Annotated in this window: 15 protein-coding genes; 9 read left to right on the top strand and 6 right to left on the bottom strand. The window is 69.6% G+C overall.

Annotation, left to right across the window (positions count from 1 at the left end; translation table 11 throughout):
• The first annotated feature begins 58 nt into the window (after positions 1-58).
• The 5 genes from IE325_RS09305 to IE325_RS09285 all read left to right on the top strand — a co-directional run bounded on the left by IE325_RS09305 (position 59) and on the right by IE325_RS09285 (position 5,127).
• The gene (locus tag IE325_RS09305) at positions 59-478 is read left to right on the top strand and encodes an SCO4983 family protein (RefSeq protein WP_190069300.1); all 420 of its coding nucleotides are present in this window, start codon (positions 59-61) and stop codon (positions 476-478) included.
• A gap of 248 nt (positions 479-726) precedes the next feature.
• Positions 727-1,791, top strand: a complete 1,065-nt coding sequence (locus IE325_RS09300) for a substrate-binding domain-containing protein (RefSeq protein WP_190069299.1) — start codon at positions 727-729, stop codon at positions 1,789-1,791.
• 15 nt (positions 1,792-1,806) lie between these two features.
• Positions 1,807-2,979 (top strand): toxic anion resistance protein, encoded by a 1,173-nt coding sequence (locus IE325_RS09295; RefSeq protein ID WP_190069298.1) that lies wholly within the window; start codon positions 1,807-1,809, stop codon positions 2,977-2,979.
• Positions 2,976-4,514, top strand: coding sequence for a substrate-binding and vWA domain-containing protein (locus tag IE325_RS09290; RefSeq protein WP_190069297.1), 1,539 nt, complete (start codon positions 2,976-2,978; stop codon positions 4,512-4,514). The genes IE325_RS09295 and IE325_RS09290 overlap by 4 nt, the downstream gene beginning before the upstream one ends.
• Positions 4,501-5,127: a hypothetical protein gene (locus IE325_RS09285; RefSeq protein WP_190069296.1), complete on the top strand. Its 627-nt coding sequence runs from the start codon at positions 4,501-4,503 to the stop codon at positions 5,125-5,127. Before IE325_RS09290 ends, IE325_RS09285 begins: the two co-directional genes overlap by 14 nt.
• A gap of 249 nt (positions 5,128-5,376) precedes the next feature.
• On the opposite strand, the gene IE325_RS09280 is transcribed toward IE325_RS09285, so the two are convergent.
• Positions 5,377-7,200: a phosphoenolpyruvate carboxykinase (GTP) gene (locus IE325_RS09280; protein WP_190069295.1), complete on the bottom strand. Its 1,824-nt coding sequence runs from the start codon at positions 7,198-7,200 to the stop codon at positions 5,377-5,379.
• Between the two features lie 360 nt (positions 7,201-7,560).
• Between IE325_RS09280 and trhA the strand changes: the two genes are divergently transcribed.
• From trhA to IE325_RS09260, 4 genes are all read left to right on the top strand, one after another.
• On the top strand, positions 7,561-8,307 hold the full coding sequence (gene trhA / locus IE325_RS09275; protein ID WP_190069294.1) for a PAQR family membrane homeostasis protein TrhA: 747 nt from the start codon (positions 7,561-7,563) through the stop codon (positions 8,305-8,307).
• A 122-nt stretch (positions 8,308-8,429) separates the two neighbouring features.
• Positions 8,430-9,971, top strand: a complete 1,542-nt coding sequence (locus IE325_RS09270) for a DHA2 family efflux MFS transporter permease subunit (RefSeq protein ID WP_190069293.1) — start codon at positions 8,430-8,432, stop codon at positions 9,969-9,971.
• A 5-nt stretch (positions 9,972-9,976) separates the two neighbouring features.
• The gene (locus tag IE325_RS09265; protein WP_190069292.1) at positions 9,977-10,606 is read left to right on the top strand and encodes a TetR/AcrR family transcriptional regulator; all 630 of its coding nucleotides are present in this window, start codon (positions 9,977-9,979) and stop codon (positions 10,604-10,606) included.
• A gap of 33 nt (positions 10,607-10,639) precedes the next feature.
• Complete coding sequence (locus IE325_RS09260) at positions 10,640-11,368, top strand: Mut7-C RNAse domain-containing protein (protein WP_190069291.1); 729 nt, start codon at positions 10,640-10,642, stop codon at positions 11,366-11,368.
• Positions 11,369-11,370: 2 nt separating this feature from the next.
• On the opposite strand, the gene IE325_RS09255 is transcribed toward IE325_RS09260, so the two are convergent.
• The 5 genes from IE325_RS09255 to IE325_RS09235 form a co-directional block, all read right to left on the bottom strand.
• Positions 11,371-13,767, bottom strand: coding sequence for a galactose oxidase family protein (locus IE325_RS09255; RefSeq protein WP_190069791.1), 2,397 nt, complete (start codon positions 13,765-13,767; stop codon positions 11,371-11,373).
• A gap of 11 nt (positions 13,768-13,778) precedes the next feature.
• Positions 13,779-14,981, bottom strand: coding sequence for a glycosyltransferase (locus IE325_RS09250; RefSeq protein WP_190069290.1), 1,203 nt, complete (start codon positions 14,979-14,981; stop codon positions 13,779-13,781).
• On the bottom strand, positions 14,978-16,627 hold the full coding sequence (locus IE325_RS09245) for an ArnT family glycosyltransferase (protein ID WP_190069289.1): 1,650 nt from the start codon (positions 16,625-16,627) through the stop codon (positions 14,978-14,980). The genes IE325_RS09250 and IE325_RS09245 overlap by 4 nt, the downstream gene beginning before the upstream one ends.
• Positions 16,624-17,901 carry a glycosyltransferase gene (locus tag IE325_RS09240; RefSeq protein ID WP_190069288.1) on the bottom strand — a complete coding sequence of 426 codons (1,278 nt, stop codon included), beginning with the start codon at positions 17,899-17,901 and terminating at the stop codon, positions 16,624-16,626. Before IE325_RS09240 ends, IE325_RS09245 begins: the two co-directional genes overlap by 4 nt.
• 194 nt (positions 17,902-18,095) lie before the next feature.
• A complete protein-coding gene (locus IE325_RS09235) occupies positions 18,096-20,129 on the bottom strand; it encodes a thioredoxin domain-containing protein (protein ID WP_190069287.1) in 2,034 nt (677 codons plus the stop codon).
• Positions 20,130-20,260 lie beyond the last annotated feature (131 nt).

Raw genomic sequence — 20,260 nt, 5'->3', positions numbered from 1 at the left:
ACTTTAGACTGAATCTAAGCTAGGATGGTTTCCTGTCAGCGCACAGGAGGCCATCCCCATGTACGAACCGATCCGAACCAAGTCGGTCCACAGCACGATGGCCGGCACCACGTCCGACTTCCCGCACCGCTCGCGCGAGGAGGAGCTGGACATCCAGCTCGCCGGGCATCTCGCGGCGCTGCTCACCGTCACGGATGCGCTGCGCTCGCTCGAACCGTCCACCGACCTCGACGCGGCCGCCGAGCGGCTCGCCGAGCAGGTGGCCCGGCTGCGGGGTGGGACGACGCCGGTCCGGACGTCGACGACCGGCGACTCGAAGCTCGCGGCCCTGCATCGTCGCGCGCATGCCCTTGCCGGGCGGGCGCTGGTTGTCGCGGCGTCTCGGGCGGATACCGCTGCGGCGATTCTGGCTGCGGAGCGGATGGATGCGCATGTTGCTGCGCAGGCTGAGCCGCAGGAACTTAGCGGCGTCGGCTGAGCGGCCCCTGATCGGCCCCGGTCCGCGTGTGCACCGCAGTGACGCGCGGACCGGGTTGCCATGGTTTGTTGTGTGGCGGCTGACCGTCGTCTGTGGCTGGTCGCGCCCACGCGGCGGAGCCGCAAATCGACACAGCCTCGCGCCCCTGAGGGCGTCAGCGTCCCCCGTGTTGTAACGGGACCAGGACGACACCCCCCGTTCATCCCTTTCGCTCGGGAACGTTGGATTCCGCGAGCACTCTCCACCCCGTGAGACGTATCGCAGGAATCGTCCTCGCGGTGTTGCTGATCGGTGGCGTGGTGGCCGCCGTCGTCGCAGGCCGTAGCAATGAGGACAAGGGCACGGCAACGAAGACCGTGCGCGCGGTGATCGGGTCGGAGAAGGCCGAGTTCTTCGCCGATCCCGACGTGGTGAAGGCCCTCGCCGCCAAGGGCTACACCGTGAAGGCCGAGACCTCCGGGTCCTGGGCCATGGAGGGGCTGGACCTCAAGGGGTACGACCTCGCGCTCCCGTCGAGTCAGGCGCCGGCCCGTGAGCTGGCCGCCAAGTACAAGGTGACGGGGACCCTGCCCCGGCCCTTCTACTCGCCCCTCGTCGTGGTGGCGCACAAGAACGCCGCCGAGGTGCTCGCCAGCAACGGGCTCGCCACGCTGGACGAGGCCCACCGGGGGACGCTGAAGATGGCGGCCTATCTGGACGCCGCCCGCGCGGATCGCACCTGGCAGCAGCTCAAGGGGGCCAAGAAGTACGGGGAGTTGACCGGCACCCTCTACCTCTCCAGCACCGATCCCGAGACCTCCAACTCCGGCGCCCTCTATCTCGCCGCCGCCTCCTACGTCGAGAACGGCGGCAAGGTCGTCGCCGGCGAGCAGGAGGTCGGCCGCACCGCGCCCCTCCTGCACAAGCTGGTCAGTGTGCAGGGCGCCCAGCAGTCGAGCAGTGACGCCGTGTTCCGGGACTTCGTCAGCGGGGCCGGCAATCCGCTGGTCGTGGTCTACGAGTCCCAGGTCGCCTCCCTGCTGGCCCAGGGACAGCAGCCCGACGACCTGGTCGTCCTCTACCCGGACACCACGGTCAACAGCGACCACACCGTCGTACCGCTGACCGACAACGGCAAGGCCGTCGCCGAACTCCTCTCCACGGACGAGGAGTTGCGCAAGCTGGAGGTCCGGCACGGGTTCCGGCCGCAGGGCGAGATCGCGGGGTTCGCCTCGGACACCAACTACCTCAAGCAGGAACTGACCGGCGTCCACCAGGCCCCCGTGCCCACCTCCAAGGTGCTGCACGAGCTGGCGCTGCGGGCGCGCGGATAAGGGGGGCAACAGCAGATGAGCATCAACGACGACGGCGACTTCGTCCTCACCCCGCCCGAGCCCGTGGCCGCCGTGCCGCGCGAGAAGGCCGGTGGACTCGTCCCGGTCGACGACGGCGTCCGCAGCGACATGGCCGGCAAGGCGTCCGCCTATGTGGACGCGCTCGCCGGACTCGACGCCCGCTCCCCCGAGTTCGCCGGCAAGGTCGGTGAGATCACCGCGCTGGGGGCCGGGGAGATGCGGTCGGCGGCCGCGCAGTCCAACCGCATGCTGGAGCGGACCATCCGCAGCCTGCCCGACAAGGGCGGGGACGCGCAGTCGCAGGTCGCCGGATCGCTGGTGGAACTGCGCCGGGTGGTCGAGGACCTCGACCCGAGGGATCTGCCCGCCTCCAAGGGGCGGAAGTTCCTGTCGCGGCTGCCGGGCGGCAACAAGCTGCGCGACCACGTCGCCAAGTACGCCTCCGCGCAAGGCACCCTGAACAAGATCGTGGGGTCGCTGCGGGGCGGGCAGGACGAGCTGCGGCGGGACAACGCGGCGCTTCAGACGGAGCGGGTGCGGCTGTGGGAGACCATGGGCAAGCTCCAGGAGTATGTGGTGCTGACCGAGGCCCTGGACACGGCCGTCGAGCAGCACATCGCGCAGGTCGTCGACCCGCAGCAGGCCGACGGGCTGCGCGCCGACATCCTCTTCCCCGTCCGGCAGAAGCACCAGGATCTGCTCACCCAGCTCGCGGTGTGCGCGCAGGGATACCTCGCCATGGACGTCGTACGACGCAACAACGAGGAGCTGATCAAGGGCGTCGACCGGGCGGCCACGACCACCGTCTCGGCGCTGCGCATCTCCGTGATGCTGGCCTCGGCGCTCGACAACCAGAAGAAGGTCATCGAGCAGGTCAACGCCCTGCGCGGGACCACCGAGGACCTGATCCGGGGCAATGCCGAGATGCTCGCCACGCAGAGCGGGGAGATCCAGCGCATCGCCGCCGACCCGGCGGTGGGCGCCGAGACCCTCCGGAGCGCCTTCCAGCAGATCTACCGCACGCTCGACGCCATCGACTCCTACAAGGTGCAGGCGACCGAGGCGATGGCGGCGACCGTGGAGAACCTGACCGCCGAACTGCAGAACGCGAGCGGCTACTTGGAACGCAGCCGTTCGCAGGGCGCGCTGGAAGGCGGCCTCGGATGAGAGCACGCATACTCGCTCCGGCGCTCGCCGCGCTGGCGCTGCTGACCGCCTGCACCTCGCAGAAGGCGGCCGACGAGCCCGACAACGCCCCGAGACCCGGCTCCCTGCGCATCCTCGCCTCCAGCGAGCTCAGCGACATGGCCCCGGTCCTGGAGCGGATCGCCGACGACACCGGCATCGAGGTCCGGCCCACCTACATGGGCACCCTCGACGCCGTGGAACTGCTGGCGAAGGGCAAGGCGGACGGGCGTTACGACGCGCTGTGGCTGTCCTCCAACGACTATCTGCGGCTACGCCCCGAAGCGGCCAAGAAGGTCGTGTCGGAGACGCCGGTCATGTCGAGCCCGGTCGCGGTCGGCGTCAAGTCGACGCGGCTCGCCCAGCTGGGCTGGAAGCCCGGTGACGTCACCTGGTCGCAGATCGAACAGGCCGTCCAGGACGGCAGGTTGACGTACGGGATGACGGACCCAGCCCGCTCCAACTCCGGCTTCGCCACCCTGGTCTCCGTCGCCTCGGCCCTGTCCGGCGCGCAGGCCGCCCTGACGGACGCGGACGTCGACAAGGCCTCGCCCCGGCTGAAGGAGTTCTTCAAGGGGCAGAAGCTGACGTCGGGTTCGTCGGGCTGGCTGGCGACGGCGTACAAGCGGCGCGGCAACGTCGACGCGCTGCTCAACTACGAGTCCGTCCTCAAGGGCATCCCGGGCCTGACCGTGATCCGCCCCAAGGACGGCGTCGTCACCGCCGACTACCCGCTCTCCTCCCTCGCCTCGACGAACGCCGCGACCCGCGAGGACGTCCGCCGCCTCACCGAGGCCCTGCGCACAGACGGCACGCAGCGGCTGATCACGGAGCGCACCCATCGCCGCCCGGTCGTCCCCTCCGTCGACCCCGCACCCGGCCTCGACCCCGGCCGCCGGCGCGAACTGCCCTTCCCGGGCACCCGTTCCGTCGCCGACGGCCTCCTCGACTCGTACGAGAACGAGCTGCGCCGCCCGTCCAGGACGGTCTACGTCCTCGACACCTCGGGCTCGATGGAGGGCGACCGCCTGGAGCAGCTGAAGAAGGCGCTCACCGACCTCACCGGTGACTTCCGCGAGCGCGAGGAGGTCACGCTGATGCCGTTCGGGTCGAGTGTGAAGAGCGTGGCCACGCATGTCGTGGAGCCGTCCGACCCGAAGGCCGGGCTCGCGGGTATCCGGGAGGACACCGACGCGCTGACCGCCGAGGGCGACACCGCGATCTACACCTCGCTGGAGGCGGCGTACCAGCATCTGGGCTCCGGCAGGGACACGTTCACGTCGATCGTGCTGATGACGGACGGCGAGAACACCGCGGGCACCGACTCGGCCGGCTTCCACGCCTGGTACATCGGCCTGGACCGCGAGCGACGCTCGACACCCGTCTTCCCCATCCTCTTCGGCGACTCCAGCAAGTCGGAGCTGGAGTACATCGCCGAGCTGACCGGCGGCCGGCTCTTCGACGCCCAGCAAGGGTCACTGGACGGTGCCTTCGAGGAGATCCGTGGCTACCAGTAGGGCAGGGGCGTACCTGGAGTCCCGCAAGAACATCGCCGGCAGCGCGTGCGGGCTGGTCGGCCTGGCGCTGACCTTCACAGGGGTGGCGGGACCGTACTGGCCGGTCGTGGTCGTGGGCCTGTACGGCGCGGGCGCGCTGATCGCCCCGCCGGAGCGGCCCGCGCCGCCCGACTTCCCGGACCCCTCGGCCCAGCTGGACGAACTGCGCGGAGACTTCGAGAAGCTGCGCGGCTATCTGACGGACGTCGAGCTGTCGGTGACGGCCGCGGCCCGTCTCCGAGAACTGACCGAGCTCCTGACCGCGCTGCTCGACAAGGGCTGGGTCGCCGAGCTGCTCGCGCACGACCCGGAGGGCGTGCATGTCCTCTCCCGTATTGTCCGGCGCGATCTGCCCGAGGCCGTCGACAGCTTCGCGCGGACGCGGTGGTGGACGCGGATGTCGCCGGGCACCGAGTCGCCGGAGCTCCATCTGGAGCGGCAGCTCGGCCTGTTGAAGAAGGACGCGGAGAACCTGGCGGCGGGCCTGCGCGAGGTGGAGGCCCGCCGCCAGGAGACCCACACCCGGTATCTGGAGGACCGGGGCGGGACGGGCGGCGATCAGCCTCTGACGTAGACAGTGGCCGGGGCGGTCGACGCTGGTGCGGGTCGTTGATCGTGAAGGTGCCGTCGGCGTTCAGCGCGAGCCCCGGAGATGCAGGCGAGGGCCTGCCGCCGTGTCTCCGTCGGGGCGGACGAGGACGCGGCGACAGGCCCAGAGCCCCGTACGTCGTTGTACGGAACCTCGCCGGTTTCGCACCGCGGCCGGCCGTGACGATCACTGGTCAGGGCAATCCCAACCGGCCGCGGAGTTCGGTGGGCGGCGTCAGCCCAGGCGCTGCACCAGCGCGTTGTACTCGTCCCACAGCTCCTTCGGCGTGTGATCGCCGAAGGTGTTGAGGTGGTCGGGGACGAGCGCCGCCTCCTCGCGCCAGATCTCCTTGTCGACGGTGAGGAGGAAGTCGAGGTCGGACTCGGCCAGTTCGAGGCCGTTGGTGTCGAGGGCGCCCTTGGCCGGCAGGATGCCGATGGGGGTCTCGACGCCCTCGGCCTTGCCGTCGAGGCGCTCGACGATCCACTTCAGGACGCGGCTGTTCTCACCGAAGCCGGGCCAGACGAACTTGCCCTCGTCGTTCTTGCGGAACCAGTTGACGTAGTAGATCTTCGGCAGCTTGGCCTGGTCGGCGGACTTGCCGACCTTGATCCAGTGGGCCATGTAGTCGCCCATGTTGTAGCCGCAGAACGGCAGCATCGCGAAGGGGTCGCGGCGCAGCTCGCCGACCTTGCCCTCGGCGGCGGCGGTCTTCTCGGAGGCCACGTTGGCGCCGAGGAAGACGCCGTGGTTCCAGTCGAAGGACTCGGTCACCAGCGGTACGGCGGTGGCGCGGCGGCCGCCGAAGAGGATCGCGGAGATCGGCACGCCCTTGGGGTCCTCCCACTCGGGCGCGATGATCGGGCACTGGGACGCGGGGACGGTGAACCGGGCGTTGGGGTGGGCGGCGGGGACGTCGGAGGAAGGCGTCCAGTCGTTGCCCTTCCAGTCGGTGAGGTGGGCCGGGGTCTCCTCCGTCATGCCCTCCCACCAGATGTCGCCGTCGTCCGTCAGCGCCACGTTGGTGAAGACCGAGTTGCCCCACAGCGTCTTCATCGCGTTGGCGTTGGTGTGCTCGCCGGTGCCGGGCGCGACGCCGAAGAAACCGGCCTCGGGGTTGATGGCGTACAGGCGGCCGTCCTCGCCGAAGCGCATCCAGGCGATGTCGTCGCCGATGGTCTCGACGGTCCAGCCGGAGATGGTGGGCTCCAGCATGGCGAGGTTGGTCTTGCCGCAGGCGGAGGGGAAGGCCGCCGCCACGTACTTGGACTCGCCCTGCGGGGGCGTGAGCTTGAGGATCAGCATGTGCTCGGCGAGCCAGCCCTCGTCGCGGGCCATCACGGACGCGATCCGCAGGGCGTAGCACTTCTTGCCGAGCAGGGCGTTGCCGCCGTAGCCGGAGCCGTAGGACCAGATCTCGCGGCTCTCGGGGAAGTGGGAGATGTACTTGGTCTGGTTGCAGGGCCACGGGACGTCCTGCTCGCCGGCCTCCAGCGGGGCGCCGACGGAGTGCACGGCCTTGACGAAGAAGCCGTCGTCGCCGAGTTCGTCGAGGACGGCCTGGCCCATGCGGGTCATGGTGCGCATGGAGACCGCGACATAGGCGGAGTCGGTGATCTCGACGCCGATCGCGGAGAGCTTCGAGCCGAGGGGGCCCATGCAGAACGGGACGACGTACATGGTCCGGCCGCGCATCGAGCCGCGGAAGACGCCCTTCTCACCGGAGAAGACGTCCCGCATCTCGGCGGGGGCCATCCAGTGGTTCGTCGGGCCCGCGTCCTCCTCCTTCTCGGAGCAGATGAAGGTCCGGTCCTCGACGCGCGCGACGTCGGTCGGGTCGGAGGCGGCGTAGTACGAGTTGGGGCGCTTGATCGGGTCGAGTTTCTTGAAGGTGCCCTTGGCGACGAGCTCCTCGCTCAGACGCTCGTACTCGGCCTCGGATCCGTCGCACCAGACCACGCTGTCCGGCTGCGTCAGTTCTGCGATCTCGTTCACCCACGAGACCAGTTCGCGGTGGTTGGTGGGGACGACGGGGGGAGCCGCGATGTCGCGCGCCACGGTTGCTCCTAGAATGAGGGATTTTTCCTGGCTGTACAGGATGTTCGACTATGCCCTTGTATGCCCCGTGGGGGCCGCGACCCGGATGCTTCGCAGTTCGGATCGGCCATTCCGATCTTCCGCGCTCATCCGGTGCCGACCGCACTCATTTGATCATCCGACGCGTCTGCGCATATGTCCAGAGGGCGTCACAGGTGAGCGGCGTGAGCATCGCCACTCATCAAGATGTTTTCGATGCGTCACCACGGCTTCACCCCGGGTGCGTCCATTCCGGGTACCCCATGAGACGATGGCCACTAACGGTCACTCATCCGGCCGCTCTGACGCGTAACTTACGGTTCCGTAGGTACGATGCCCCGCATGACTGCGCCCGTCCCCGACGCGCAAACGGACACGCCGGCCGCCGGCCGCGGGTCCGCCGCGCCCTCGCTGCCGCACCAGATCGCGCACCATGCCCAGCAACTCACGGACGAGATCAAGCCGAAGCTCCGCGGCTGGCTGCACCTCGGTATGTTTCCGGCCGTTCTCGTCGCGGGCCTGGTCCTCACCGCCCTCGCGGACTCCCCCAGAGGCCGCCTCGCCTGCGGGATCTACGTCCTCACGGCCTGTCTGCTGTTCGGCGTGAGCGCGCTGTACCACCGGGGCAACTGGAGTCCGCGCATGGACGGCATCCTGCGCCGGCTCGATCACGCCAACATCTTCCTGATCATCGCGGGCACCTACACACCGCTGACGATGCTGCTCCTGCCGGGCGCCAAGGGGCAGTGGCTGCTGTGGGGCATCTGGGCCGCCGCCGCGGCCGGCATCGTCTTCCGCGTCTTCTGGGTCGGCGCCCCGCGCTGGCTCTACACCCCCTGCTACATCGCGATGGGCTGGGCGGCCGTCTTCTTCCTGCCCGACTTCATGCGCACCGGCGGCATCGCGGTCCTGGTCCTGGTGATCGTCGGCGGTGTCCTCTACAGCGCGGGCGGCGTGATCTACGGCATCAAGCGCCCGAACCCGTCACCGCGCTGGTTCGGCTTCCACGAGGTGTTCCACTCCTTCACGCTGGCGGCGTTCGTCGTGCACTACGTGGGGATCTCCCTGGTGGCCTACCAGCACAGGTAGTCCACCCCGCACCTCCTCCGAGGGCCATGGCTTCCGAGCCGTGGCCCTTTTCCATGCCCGGATTTCCGCGCGCACCCGAATCTGATTGACAGCGACCACCTTTTGAGAGCTACTCTCATTTCATGGTTACTGTCACTCCAGACCCTCGCCGTTGGTGGGCGCTCGGCGCACTCGTCGCGAGCATGCTCACGCTCGGCTTCGACATGACGATCCTCAATGTGGCGCTGCCGACGATGGCCGCCGACCTCGGCGCCACCACCGGCCAGCAGCAGTGGATGGCGGACGCGTACGTCGTCGTCTTCGCGGCGCTGATGCTCCCCGCCGGTCTGCTCGGCGACCGGTTCGGGCGGCGGCGCATGCTGATCACCGGGCTCGGGATCTTCCTCGCCGGATCCCTGGTCGGCGCGCTGGCCGGCGATGTGAACGCGGTGATCGCCGCCCGTGCCGTGATGGGCGTCGGCGCGGCCCTGGTCACCCCGCTCTCCCTGTCGGTGCTGCCCACGCTCTTCGGCCCCGAGGAGCGCACCAAGGCCGTCGGCATCGCCTCCGCCGCCTCCGCGCTCGGCCTGCCGCTCGGCCCGATCATCGGCGGCTGGCTGCTGAACCACTTCTGGTGGGGCTCGGTCTTCCTGATCAACGTCCCGATGGCCGCGATCGGCATCGCCGCCTGCGTCTTCCTGCTCCCCGAGACGAAGGACCCCGCCTCCCCCAAGGTCGACACCGTCTCCACCGCGCTCGCCGCGACCGGGCTCGGCGCCCTCGTCTACGGGATCATCGAGGCGCCCACCCGGGGCTGGGGCGACCCGCTGGTCCTGGCGATGCTCGCCGCCTCGGTCGTCCTGATCGCCGCGCTCGTGCTGCGGGAACGCCGGGTCGAGCGCCCCATGCTCGACATGACCCTCCTCGCCCACCGCGGCTTCCTCTTCAACACCGTCGCCGCCACCCTGGTGACGTTCATCCTGACCGGCCTGCTGTTCGTGCTGCCGCCCTACCTCCAGGCCGTCCTCGGCCATGACGCCCTGGGCACCGGCGTGCGGCTGCTGCCGATGATGGGCGGACTGCTGGTCGCCTCCCGCCTCGCGCCGAAGGTCGTCGCCCGCTTCGGCGCCCGTGCCGCGGTGAGCGCGGGCCTGGTGGTGCTGGCCTTCGCCGGGTTCCTCGGCAGCCGTACGACGGCGGACTCCGGCTATGGCTTCGTCGCGCTGTGGCTCACCATCACCGGCCTCGGCTTCGGCCTCTCCCTCATCCCCGCCATGAACGGCGGCCTGAGTGCCCTGCCCCGCGACCGGGCCGGCAGCGGCTCCGGGCTGCTGATGACCATGCGTCAGGTCGGCGGCGCGATCGGCATCGCCCTGCTCGGCAGCCTGCTCGCCGGCGCCTTCCGGGACCGGCTCGATGTCACCGGGCTGCCCGCGAAGGTCGCCGACACCGCAGGGGAGTCCGTGGTCGCGGCGCACCTCGTCGCCGAGCGGACGGGCTCCGCCGAGCTCGCGGCCTCCGCGAACAGCGCCTACGTCCACGGCATGGGCGTCGTGCTGCTGGTGTGCGGGATCGCGGCCCTGGTCTCCGCCCTGCTGGCGGCGGCGTTCCTGCCCGGCACCCCCGATGCGGAGCGGCCCGAGGCCCCGGACATGGCTGCCGAGGGGGCCGATGCCCGACAATGACACCCATGACCCCCGCACACTCCTCTCCCCTGACCGACCGTCCCCAGCTGGGGCTTCGTGAGCGGAAGAAGATCAAGACCCGGACGGCGATCCGCGACGCGACGTACGCGCTGATCAAGGAGCAGGGCTACGACGCCACGACGATCGAGCAGATCGCCGAGCGCGCCGAGGTGTCGCCGTCCACGGTCTTCCGCTACTTCCCGACCAAGGAGGACATCGTCCTCACGGACGAGTACGACCCGATGATGCTGGAGGAGCTGCGCGGTCGGCCCGACTCGGAGTCCTGGATGGACTCGGTGCGGTACGTGATGCACCGGTCCATGGACGCGCTGCTGGCCGAGGACCCCGAGGCGGTCCGGATCCGAGCGCACCTGGCGGTCCAGATCCCCGCCGTCCGCGCCCGGATGATCGAGAGCATGTCGGCGACCGGACGCCTGCTGCGGAGCGCCATCGCCGAGCGCCACGGGCTGGACCCGGACAGCCTCGAAGTGCGGGTCTTCGCGATGTCCATGGTCGGCGGCCTGATGGAGGTCAACATCGCCTGGGCGGAGAACGACTGCCGGGACGACCTCCGCGAGCTGGTGGACCGGGCCCTGCAAGTCATCGAGCACGGCCTCCCCGCGAAAAAGGCCTGAGGCCCGGACCCTCGGCCATGTCATCCTGGCCGGGTGAACGGTCCCGAGATCCATGTCGAGTTCGCCCCCGAGCTACGGGTGTTCCTGCCCAATGGACGGCGTGAGCGAGGCGCCGCCCAGGTCGCCGCCGACGGAGTCTCGACCCTCGGCCATGTCGTGGAGTCCCTCGGCGTCCCGCTGACCGAGGTCGGCCCCCTGGTCGTGGACGGCCGGGAGATGCCGGTGTCGTACGTCCCCACAGCCGACGTGTCCGTGTCGGTGCGGCCCGTCGCACGCCCCCAGCGGGTGCCCGGCGCTCCCCTGCGCTTCCTGCTCGACGTCCACCTCGGCACCCTGGCCCGCCGGATGCGGCTGCTCGGTGTGGACACGGCGTACGAGTCGACGGACCTCGGCGACCCGGCGCTGGCCGCGCTCTCGGCCGCCGAGCGGCGGGTCATGCTGAGCCGGGACCGGGGGCTGCTGCGCCGCCGTGAGCTGTGGGCCGGCGGCTATGTGTACAGCACCCGCCCCGAGGACCAACTCCGCGACGTCCTCGACCGGTTCCGCCCCGAGCTGCGGCCCTGGACCCGGTGCACCGCCTGCAACGGGCTGCTCAAGGAGGCGACGAAGGCCGAGGTCGCCGAGCAGCTGGAGGGCGGGACGCAGCGGTCGTACGACGTGTTCGCGCAGTGCACCGAGTGCAAGCGCGCGTACTGGAAGGGCGCGCACCACGAGCAGCTGGTGGCCATCGTGGAGCGCGCCCTCGCCGACTACGCGGGCTGAGACTAGCGCTTGGTCACATCACCCTTTCCGCAGGCGATCCCGTCCCGGTTCGGGTCCAGCCGCAGCGGGTCGTCCTTGCCGTTGACCTTGAGACGGCCGTAGTCGTTCTTCTTCAGCCACTCACACCGGGACTTCGTCGTCGCCTTCACCGTCGGCGGGAAGTCCGTCGGGACGCAGACGTTGACGGAGCCGTAGTGGCGGTCGCAGCCGGAGACGGTCGGGCTGACCTTCTGGGACTGGCGCTTCTTGCCGGGGCCGGTGACCTTGCCCTTGAGGTCGTCGGCGAAGTCGTGGACGTGGGCTTCCGTGCTGCTCAGCGCGGACGGGCCCTGCAAGTGGACCCACTTGGCCACGGACGGCACGCCGTTCGCGTCGACGGCGAAGAGCATGTACCAGCCGGGCGGGGCCAGGTTGGGGTTGCTCGTGACATTGAGGTCGATGTTGTTGCCGTCGACGGAGAGAGGCAGGTCCACGAACCGCTGGTTCGGGTCCGAGGAGTGGGTCACCGCCGCCGGGCGGATCAGCTCGGCCTTGGCGATGGGGCGGTCGACGGTGATGCGCTGGGTGTCGCCGTAGGTCCACTCGGTGTCGATGACCGAAGTGATCGTCGGGCGCTCGCCCTTGAGGAGATAGGGCGGGGTGTAGATCGACACGTCGTGGTTCCAGCTGCCGTTGCCCGGGTTGTCGCCGGTCGCCATCACGCGGCCGTCGGGGAGCAGGAACGCGGACGAGTGGTAGCCGCGCTCCTCGGGGTCCGCCGCCACCGGGTCGAAGGTGCCCGTCGCCGGGTCGTAGAGCGACGACTCGTACACCGGGTTGGCCCGGTTGTGCAGGGCACCGCCCGTCTCCAGGACCTTGCCGTCGGGGAGGAGTACGGCGGAGACGTACATCTTGCCCTGGTTGCCGGTCTCGGGGACCTTGCCGTTGCCGAGGTCGACGGTGCCCTGTGGGAGCGGCGGGCCCGCCACGTAGGACGGGTTGGGCTGCTTGAGGTCGATGACGTCGGTGAGGCGGTTGGCGTCCGGGTTGGAGTCGATGTTGCCGCCGCCGATGGTGAGGACCTTCTGGTCCTGGGCCGGGGGCAGCAGCACGCTCGCGGACTGGTCGCGCTCGTCCTTGTTCTGGAGTCCGGGGATCTGGGTGACGGTGTTGGCGTCGTAGTCGTAGATCGCCGAACCGGTGCCGGGGATGTTGTTGCCGAAGACATGGCTGCCGGAGTAGAAAAGGCGGCCGTCCTGCATCAGGATCATCGACGGGTAGAGGCCCCAGTACGACCAGGTCTGGTTGACCTTCCAGAGCTCCAGCCACTTCTGCTCGGCGTCCGACCACCGCTCGGCGGTGACCGAACCGGAGGAGTCCTCCTTCAGACCGCCGAAGGAGATCACGTCACCGTTGCCGAGGACGGTGGCCGACGGGTACCAGTGGCCGTCGTTCATGTCGTTGGTCTTGCTGTAGGTCTCGGTGACCGGGTCGAAGATGTACGAGTCCTTGTAGCCCTGGTAGCCGATCGTGCCGTCCGCCGACGGATAGCCCTTGTTGCCGCTCATCACGAGCACACGGCCGTCCTGCAGCTGCACATGCCCGGCGCAGAACATGTCCTTCGGCGTGGGGATCTGCTTGTACGTGCCGTTCTGGGGGTCGTAGACCGCGCTGGTGAACGTGCCCGCCTCGAACATCTCCTCGCTGTTGCCTGAGCCGGCGATCAGCAGCACCTTGCCGTTGTTGAGGACGACGGAGTGCATGGAGCGGACCGGGTTCTGGGTGGGCAGCACGTCCCAGCGGCCGTTGGCGCACTCCTCGGCGGTGCCCGTGCACACCGGGTCCGGGACGGGGTCGGCGACCTGGTCCATCGTGTAGTCGTCGGTGGTGGCGGAGCCGGTGCCGTAGACGGAGACGCCCCAGGTGATGCGGTCGGTACCGGCCGGTACTTCGGGAGTGCGGACCGTCGCCTCGGTCCAACTCCCGGCCATCTCCAGCGTCTTGAGGTCGGTCCAGTACTGCCAGCCCGCCGCCGCGTCGTGCCGGAACAGGGTGACCGAGGCGTCGGGGGTGGTCGACTTGTACCAGAGCCCCAGGTCGTACTGCTTCCCCGGCGAGACGACCGGCGCGCACTCGGCGGACTCGGTGATGAGCGCCTTGCGGTCGCCGTCGACGCGGCGGGTGAGCTCGACCTTCATCGCCTTGGTGCCGCTGTGGGCGTCGGAGGTCGTGGTGAAGGTGAAGTCGTTGTCGCCCCAGCCGGACTTCTCCCAGCAGTAGGGCATGTCGTCGGTGCCGGCGGTCTCGAAGCCGGGGTTCTTGATGAGGTTGGCGGCGGAGGCGGACTGGGGCGAGGTGAGGAGCAGGCCTCCGGTGAGGCCCATGACGGCCAGCAGGGCCGTTCTCCGTCCGGGTCGCATGCGGCTCGATCTCATGCAGTACTCCTTGCGGTGCGGCTCCCGCGCCGCCGACCTGAACGACGGCTCGGCAGATAGACCAGCGCCTCGGTTCCGACGAAGCGCAGGACGAAGGTGATGACCAGGGCCAGTGCCGTGGCGGGGAGTACGGCAAGGCCGAACTGGCCGACCAGCAGCGCGATCAGCGGGATGCGCAGCACCAGGTCGGCGTTGGCGAGCAGCGCGAACCGGACGGTGCGGTCGGCCCAGTGGCGGTGCTGACGGCGGTCGCGGAACAGCAGCTTCTCGATGAGCAGGAAGTTCCAGGCCACGCCGAACTGGTTGGCGACGATCTCCGCGGGCAGGTAATGCAGCCCGGCCTGCGTCATCGCCCACAGCGCGACCAGGTTCGGCACGAACCCGGTGAGCCCGATCAGCCCGAACACCACCATGCGGGACAGCGGGTCGGCCGTACGCAGCCCGGCGAGGTGGCGCAGGAAGCGGCGCCCCTCCGCCGCCGTCGACTTGGACTCCCCCGCGAACCGCTCCTGGAACACGAACGGCACCTCGGTGACCGCCCGCGGACGGCTCCGTACGGCCAGCTCCAGCAGGATCTTGTAGCCGAGCGGCTTGAGCGCCTCCGCGGTGATGTCGCTGCGCCGGATCGCGAAGAAGCCGCTCATCGGGTCGCTGATGCCGTGCAGCCGACGCGGGAAGAGGGCCTTCGTCAGCCAGGTCGCGCCGCGCGAGACGGCGACCCGGTAACTGCCCGCGAGCCCGGCCCGGCTGCCGCCCTTGATGTACCGGGAGGCGACGACCAGCCCGGCGTTCGCGCGCTCACCGGTCGCCACCAACTCCGGGACCAGGGACGGCGGATGCTGGCAGTCGCCGTCCATGACGACGATCCAGTCAGAACCGGCCGCCTTCATCCCCTCGACGACCGCGCCGCCGAGCCCGCCGACGGGTTCGTCCCGGTGGATGACGGTGACCGGGAACGGGCAGTCCTGCGCGGCCTCCTTGATGACCTGCGGGGTGTCGTCGGTGGAGTCGTCCACGAAGACGACCTCGCAGGGCAGCCGGGACGGCACCGACTCGGTGATCTGGTGCAGCAGCTGCCGTACGTTCGCGGATTCGTTGTACGTCGGCACGACGATGGTGACGGCACCGGGCTCGGCCACCTCGGTCGCTTCGACGGACGGATCGCCGATCTCCTCCGGCGCGGTGTACTCATGGGTCATCGCACGCCTCCGGCGGCTGTCTGGATCTGGCGGATCTCGACGCGGTCCTCGCCGCTGCCGAAGACGGCGACCGGCTTCGAGTGCTCGATGGCCGCCTTGACGTTGGGCAGGTCGACCGCGTCGCGCCGGACCGTCGGGGAGGCGACGACGTAGTCGAGGTCCTTCCAGCCGTGCGGCATGGTCTTGGTCACGGCCGGGTCGAGGTCGGCCTTGTAGAACCAGATGACGCCGAGCCCGGGTTTGTACCCGGCGTGGACGAGGTCCAGCCACAGTGCGTCGTCGACGAGGACACGGGTGTCCTCCGGGTCCTCCACCTCACTGGCCAGCCACTTCGAGGCCGCCTGGTAGGGCGCGTTGGCGTCGGCGGTGACGGCGGTGCGGTCACCCTCGTACCAGCGCGGGACGACGTACGCACCGGCCGCGATCGCGAGGACGGCGGCGAGCGCGTACCGTCCGCCGGTCAGATACCGGTGCTCGGCCTCGGACCGCCATCGCCGCAGCACGGCGTGGGCGACGGAGGCGGTGCCCCCTGCGAGGACCAGGGCGAGGAACGGCAGCGCCTGGATGACGTACATCGCGGGCAGATAGCCGCTCGGGCGCATGGCCACCAGGGCGAGGATGACCACCGCGAACGACGGTCCGGCCAGGGCGCGTGCGGTGACCGACCAGCGCCAGGTGACCAGGAGCAGCAGACCGCCCGCGAGGCCGCCGACGATGAGGACACGGTCGTAGTAGAGCCAGGACTGAAGGACGCCGTGCGAGCCGGAGCCCGCGTCGAGGATGAAGCCCGAACCCGGCCTCGTCATCTGGTACTTGATGCCGTCCCAGAGGGAGACATGCCCGCTGCCCGGCATGAGCTCGCCCTTGAGCAGGGCGAACAAGGGGTACGACAGACCGATCAGCGCGCATGCGGTGATCGCGCCGGTCAGGGCGAACTTGCGGGTGTCGCGGTGGCTGTGCCGCCACATGGTGATGAGGACCGCGGGGAGGACGAAGAGCATCGTCTCCTTGGTCAGTACGGCGGTCGCGGCGGCGATCCCGGCGCCGAAGTGGTGCCACAGGTGCCGGCTCGGCGAGGCGGCGAGGGCGAACGCGAGCAGCGTCCACATCACCGCGAGGTTGTCGAGGAAGATCTCCCGCTGGAGCACGACCGACAGCGGCGACAGCCCGAACAGCACCATGCCGAGCCCGGCGGCCCAGCGCGGCAGGGACAGCCGGCGCCCGATGACGTAGACGAGGACCGAGCTGATGGCGCTGATGACGAGCATCGCGGCACGCATCGTGCCGACGGTCATCGAGTCGGGGCTGAACGCGGCCGGTATCCAGGTCAGCAGGGCGAGCTGGATCCAGCCGAGCGGCGGGTGGTCGTACCAGTAGGTGTAGTGGGCGAGGCCCCGGCCCTCCTGGACCGCCCAGGCCTGGGCCAGGTAGGTGCCCTCGTCGTCGCTGAGGGTCGGGTAGTCGGCGATGTTCCAGCCCTGGACGACCAGGATCGCGACGAGGAGTACGCCGCACAGGATCAGGTCGGGGCGGGAGGAGCGGAGACGCCTCGGCGGCTCCGTTCGGCCGGTCGAACGTGGCGTAGGGACAGCTTGTCTCTGCGCGGGGACCTTCGGAGTGGTCACCGCGGGAAGGGTGGAGGTCACGCGGGGACGTCCTCTCGGAGGTCTCGGGTCGCTGTGGCATCGGACAGGTGCGCGCCGACGTGGCTGGTCAGCTCCCAGTCGTTCTGGCCGCGCTGCTCACGCCATACGGCGCGGACGGCAGCCCCGGCGAGGAGCACCTGATAGAACGGGCCGCCCACGACGAGCTTCAGATAGTGGACGAAGCGGACGCGCAGTCCGTACTGCTTGCCGAAGTCGTGCAGTCCGACGACCTCGAAGACGAAGGTCACGAGCGCGGTGACGGCCGGCAGGAAGGTGATGAAGGCGACGCTCACGGACACGTCGAGGAACACCGCGATCGCGATGTTCAACGGGATGATCAGCCCGGTGAAGGCCTGCATGAACGGCGTCATCAGCGTGTACCGGGCGAGCAACCGCTGTCCGAAGGTGGGCAGTTGCTTCCAGTCCTTCTTCCGGTAGACCTGGAGGAAGCCCTGGTTCCAGCGGGTGCGCTGCTTCAGCAGCGACACCAGGCTGCCGGGCGTCTCCTCCTTGGTCACCATGTCGGAGTCGTAGGCGACGACGACCTTCTTGCCGACACTGGAGAGCCGGACGCCCAGGTCGCAGTCCTCGGCGAGACAGTCGGGGTCCCAGCCGTCGGCCTCGCGCAGCACATCGGTGCGTACGAAGACGGTGTTGCCGCCGAGCGGGATGAACCCCTTCTGGGCGTGCAGATGCAACCGCGACCGGAACCAGAAGAAGTACTCCAGGCAGTTGCGCAGGCTGTACCAGCTGGAGTGGAAGTTGATCAGCTGGACACCGCCCTGGACCACGTCCGCGCCGGTGGTGCGGAAGGCGTGATCCACATGCGCGAGCAGCTCCGGATGGACCTGGTCCTCGGCGTCGAAGACCCCGACGACATCGCCGCGGCAGTGCGGCAGCGCCGTGTTCATGGCCTTCGGCTTGTTCTTCTTCTCATGGGTGTCGACGACCACGCGGACGCGTGGGTCACGGGCGGCCGCCTTCTCGGCGACCTCCGTGGTCTCCGGGTCGTCGTGCCCGACGATGACGATGATCTCGAAGTCGGTGTGTGTGGACTCCAGCAGTCGCTGGATGGTGTGGTCCAGCACGGCCTGTTCATGCCGTGCCGGAAGCAGCAGCGAGAACGACAGATGCTCCCCGCCGTCCGGTCTGCTGAACCGGGTGGAGGCCAGCACTTCGGGCGTACGCCACGCGTGCATCTGCCACCACAAGGTGAAAGCCGCCATCCAGAACAAGGCCAGCGAAACGACGGCTATGAAGACAGACGTCAGCAAAAGATCCCCCCAGATCCCCAATGCCCCCTGTCGCGACGGCGAGTTACGGAGCCAATCGCGGCACTGTGCAGAGATTAAGGGGGATCTGTGAAGTCCGCAGGACCTTTCGATGAAGAGCGCGTTTCATCACAACCGGACCCGAGACTGAACGGTTCGGGTACAGGTTGCGTAAGTGCCCCGTTATGGCGAGGGTTTCACCTGCTCAACGCGGCCCGCAGCAGGTCGGGATCCGTGGTCGGGGCGTCACAGGTGAAGTCACGGCAGACATACGCGGCGGGTTCACCTTGCTGCAACGGCCGGTCGGCGAGCAGCGGAAACTCATCACTCTCCGGAGTCCCGACAGCCACGACGGCGCCCGGGGCGGTGGCGAGAAGTGCCGTGCGGTGAAGGGTTCTCGTGCCCTCGTCGGCCAGGCCCGGTCCGACGACCGCGACCTCGCGCGGCCCGTCCAGATTGGCCTCGGCGACGGCGAGCCCCCAGCCGATGAAGCGGGGCACGCGCGGACCGAGGGCCTTCACGACGCCCAACGCCCGCTCGGCGGCGGTGCGATGGGGCGCGGCGCCGGTCTGGGCGGCGTACGACAGCAGCGCACCGGCCGCCGCGCTCCACCCCGAGGGGGCGGCGTTGTCGGTGGGGTCCTGCGGCCGGCGGATCAGCCGCTCGGCGTCGGCGGCGGTGTCGTAGAGCCCGCCGGACTCCTCGTCCACGAACCGGGCCAGCACATGGTCGAGCAGGAACCCGGCGAATTCCAGCCAGACGCCCTCCCCCGTGACGGACGCGAGCGCGAGGAAGCCCTCGGCGACATCGGCGTAGTCCTCCAGCACGCCCGCGTTCGCGCCGACCTTGCCGTCCTTGCTGGTACGGGCGATACGGGCCTGCTCGTCGAGATGCAGCCGGACGAGGAGGTCGGCGGCGCCGAGGGCCGCGTCCACGAGGTCGGGGCGGTCGAAGTAGGCGCCGGTCTCGGCGAGGGCGGCGATGGCGAGCCCGTTCCAGGCGGCGACGATCTTGTCGTCCCGGCCGGGCGCGGGGCGCGTGGCACGCCGGTCGAGCAGCCGCTGCCGTACGGATTCGATCTTCTCGGCGTCGAACAGCTCGTCCTGCTGTGGGAGTTGGAGGACGGAGGAGCCGTGCTCGAAGGTGCCGTCGTCGGTCACGCCGAAGTACCGGGCGGCGAGGTCGGCGTCCTCCTGGCCGAGGGTCTCCTGGAGTTGCTCCGGCGTCCACACGTAGTAGGCGCCCTCGACATGCCTGCCCGTGCCGTCATCGCTGTCGGCGTCGAGGGCGGAGGCGAACCCGCCCTCGTTGGTGCGCAGTTCACGCACCATGAAGTCGGCGGTTTCGAGCGCGACGCGACGGGCCAGCTCGGAGCCGGTGGCACGCCAGAGGTGGGCGTAGGCGCGGCAGAGCAGGGCGTTGTCGTACAGCATCTTCTCGAAGTGCGGCACGACCCAGTCACGGTCGACGGAGTACCGGGCGAACCCACCCCCGAGCTGGTCGTAGATCCCGCCCCGGGCCATGCGCTCACAGGTGTCCTGCGCCATCTGCAGCGCGCCCTCGGCACCGGTCCGCGCGTGATGCCGCAGCAGGAACTCGATCACCATGGACGGCGGGAACTTGGGCGCGCCCCCGAATCCGCCGCGCTGCGGGTCGTACTCCCGGGTGAGCCCGAGCAGCGCCTGCGCCAGCTCCTGCTCACCGGGCGCCTCTGGCCCACCGTAGGAGATCTCCCGCCCGGCGAGATCCCGCACGATCTTCCCGGCGACCTCGTCGACCTCGTCCCGCCGGTCGGTCCAGGCGCTGCGCACACCCTCCAGGACCTGGCGGAAGGACGGCATGCCGGAGCGGGGGGCGGGCGGGAAGTAGGTGCCGAAGTAGAAGGGCTCGGCGTCCGGGGTGAGGAACACCGTCATGGGCCAGCCGCCCTGGCCGGTGGCCGCCTGGACGGCCTCCATGTAGACGGCGTCTACGTCGGGGCGCTCCTCGCGGTCGACCTTGACGCTGACGAAGTGGGCGTTGAGGTAGTCGGCGGTCTCCTGGTCCTCGAAGGACTCGTGCGCCATGACGTGACACCAATGACAGCTGCTGTAACCGACGCTGAGCAGGACCGGTCTGCCGCTCTTACGGGCCTCCTCGAAGGCCTCGGCCGACCACGGCCACCAGTCGACGGGGTTGTCGGCGTGCTGGAGCAGATAGGGGGACGTCTCGTGGGCCAGTCGGTTCGCCATGGGGTCCATCCTGCCGCAGTACCCGCAATACGCCGGACAGCACGTGGTTCCGTGCGCCACCGTGCCGCGGGTCCCGGGGGCCGCAGAGGGGCGGGGCCACCGGAGGGCCGGGCAACCGGAGGTCGACTCCA

The organism is Streptomyces lanatus (assembly GCF_014655715.1).
Classification (GTDB): domain Bacteria; phylum Actinomycetota; class Actinomycetes; order Streptomycetales; family Streptomycetaceae; genus Streptomyces; species Streptomyces lanatus.
This window is presented reverse-complemented; position numbering and strand designations above follow the sequence as displayed.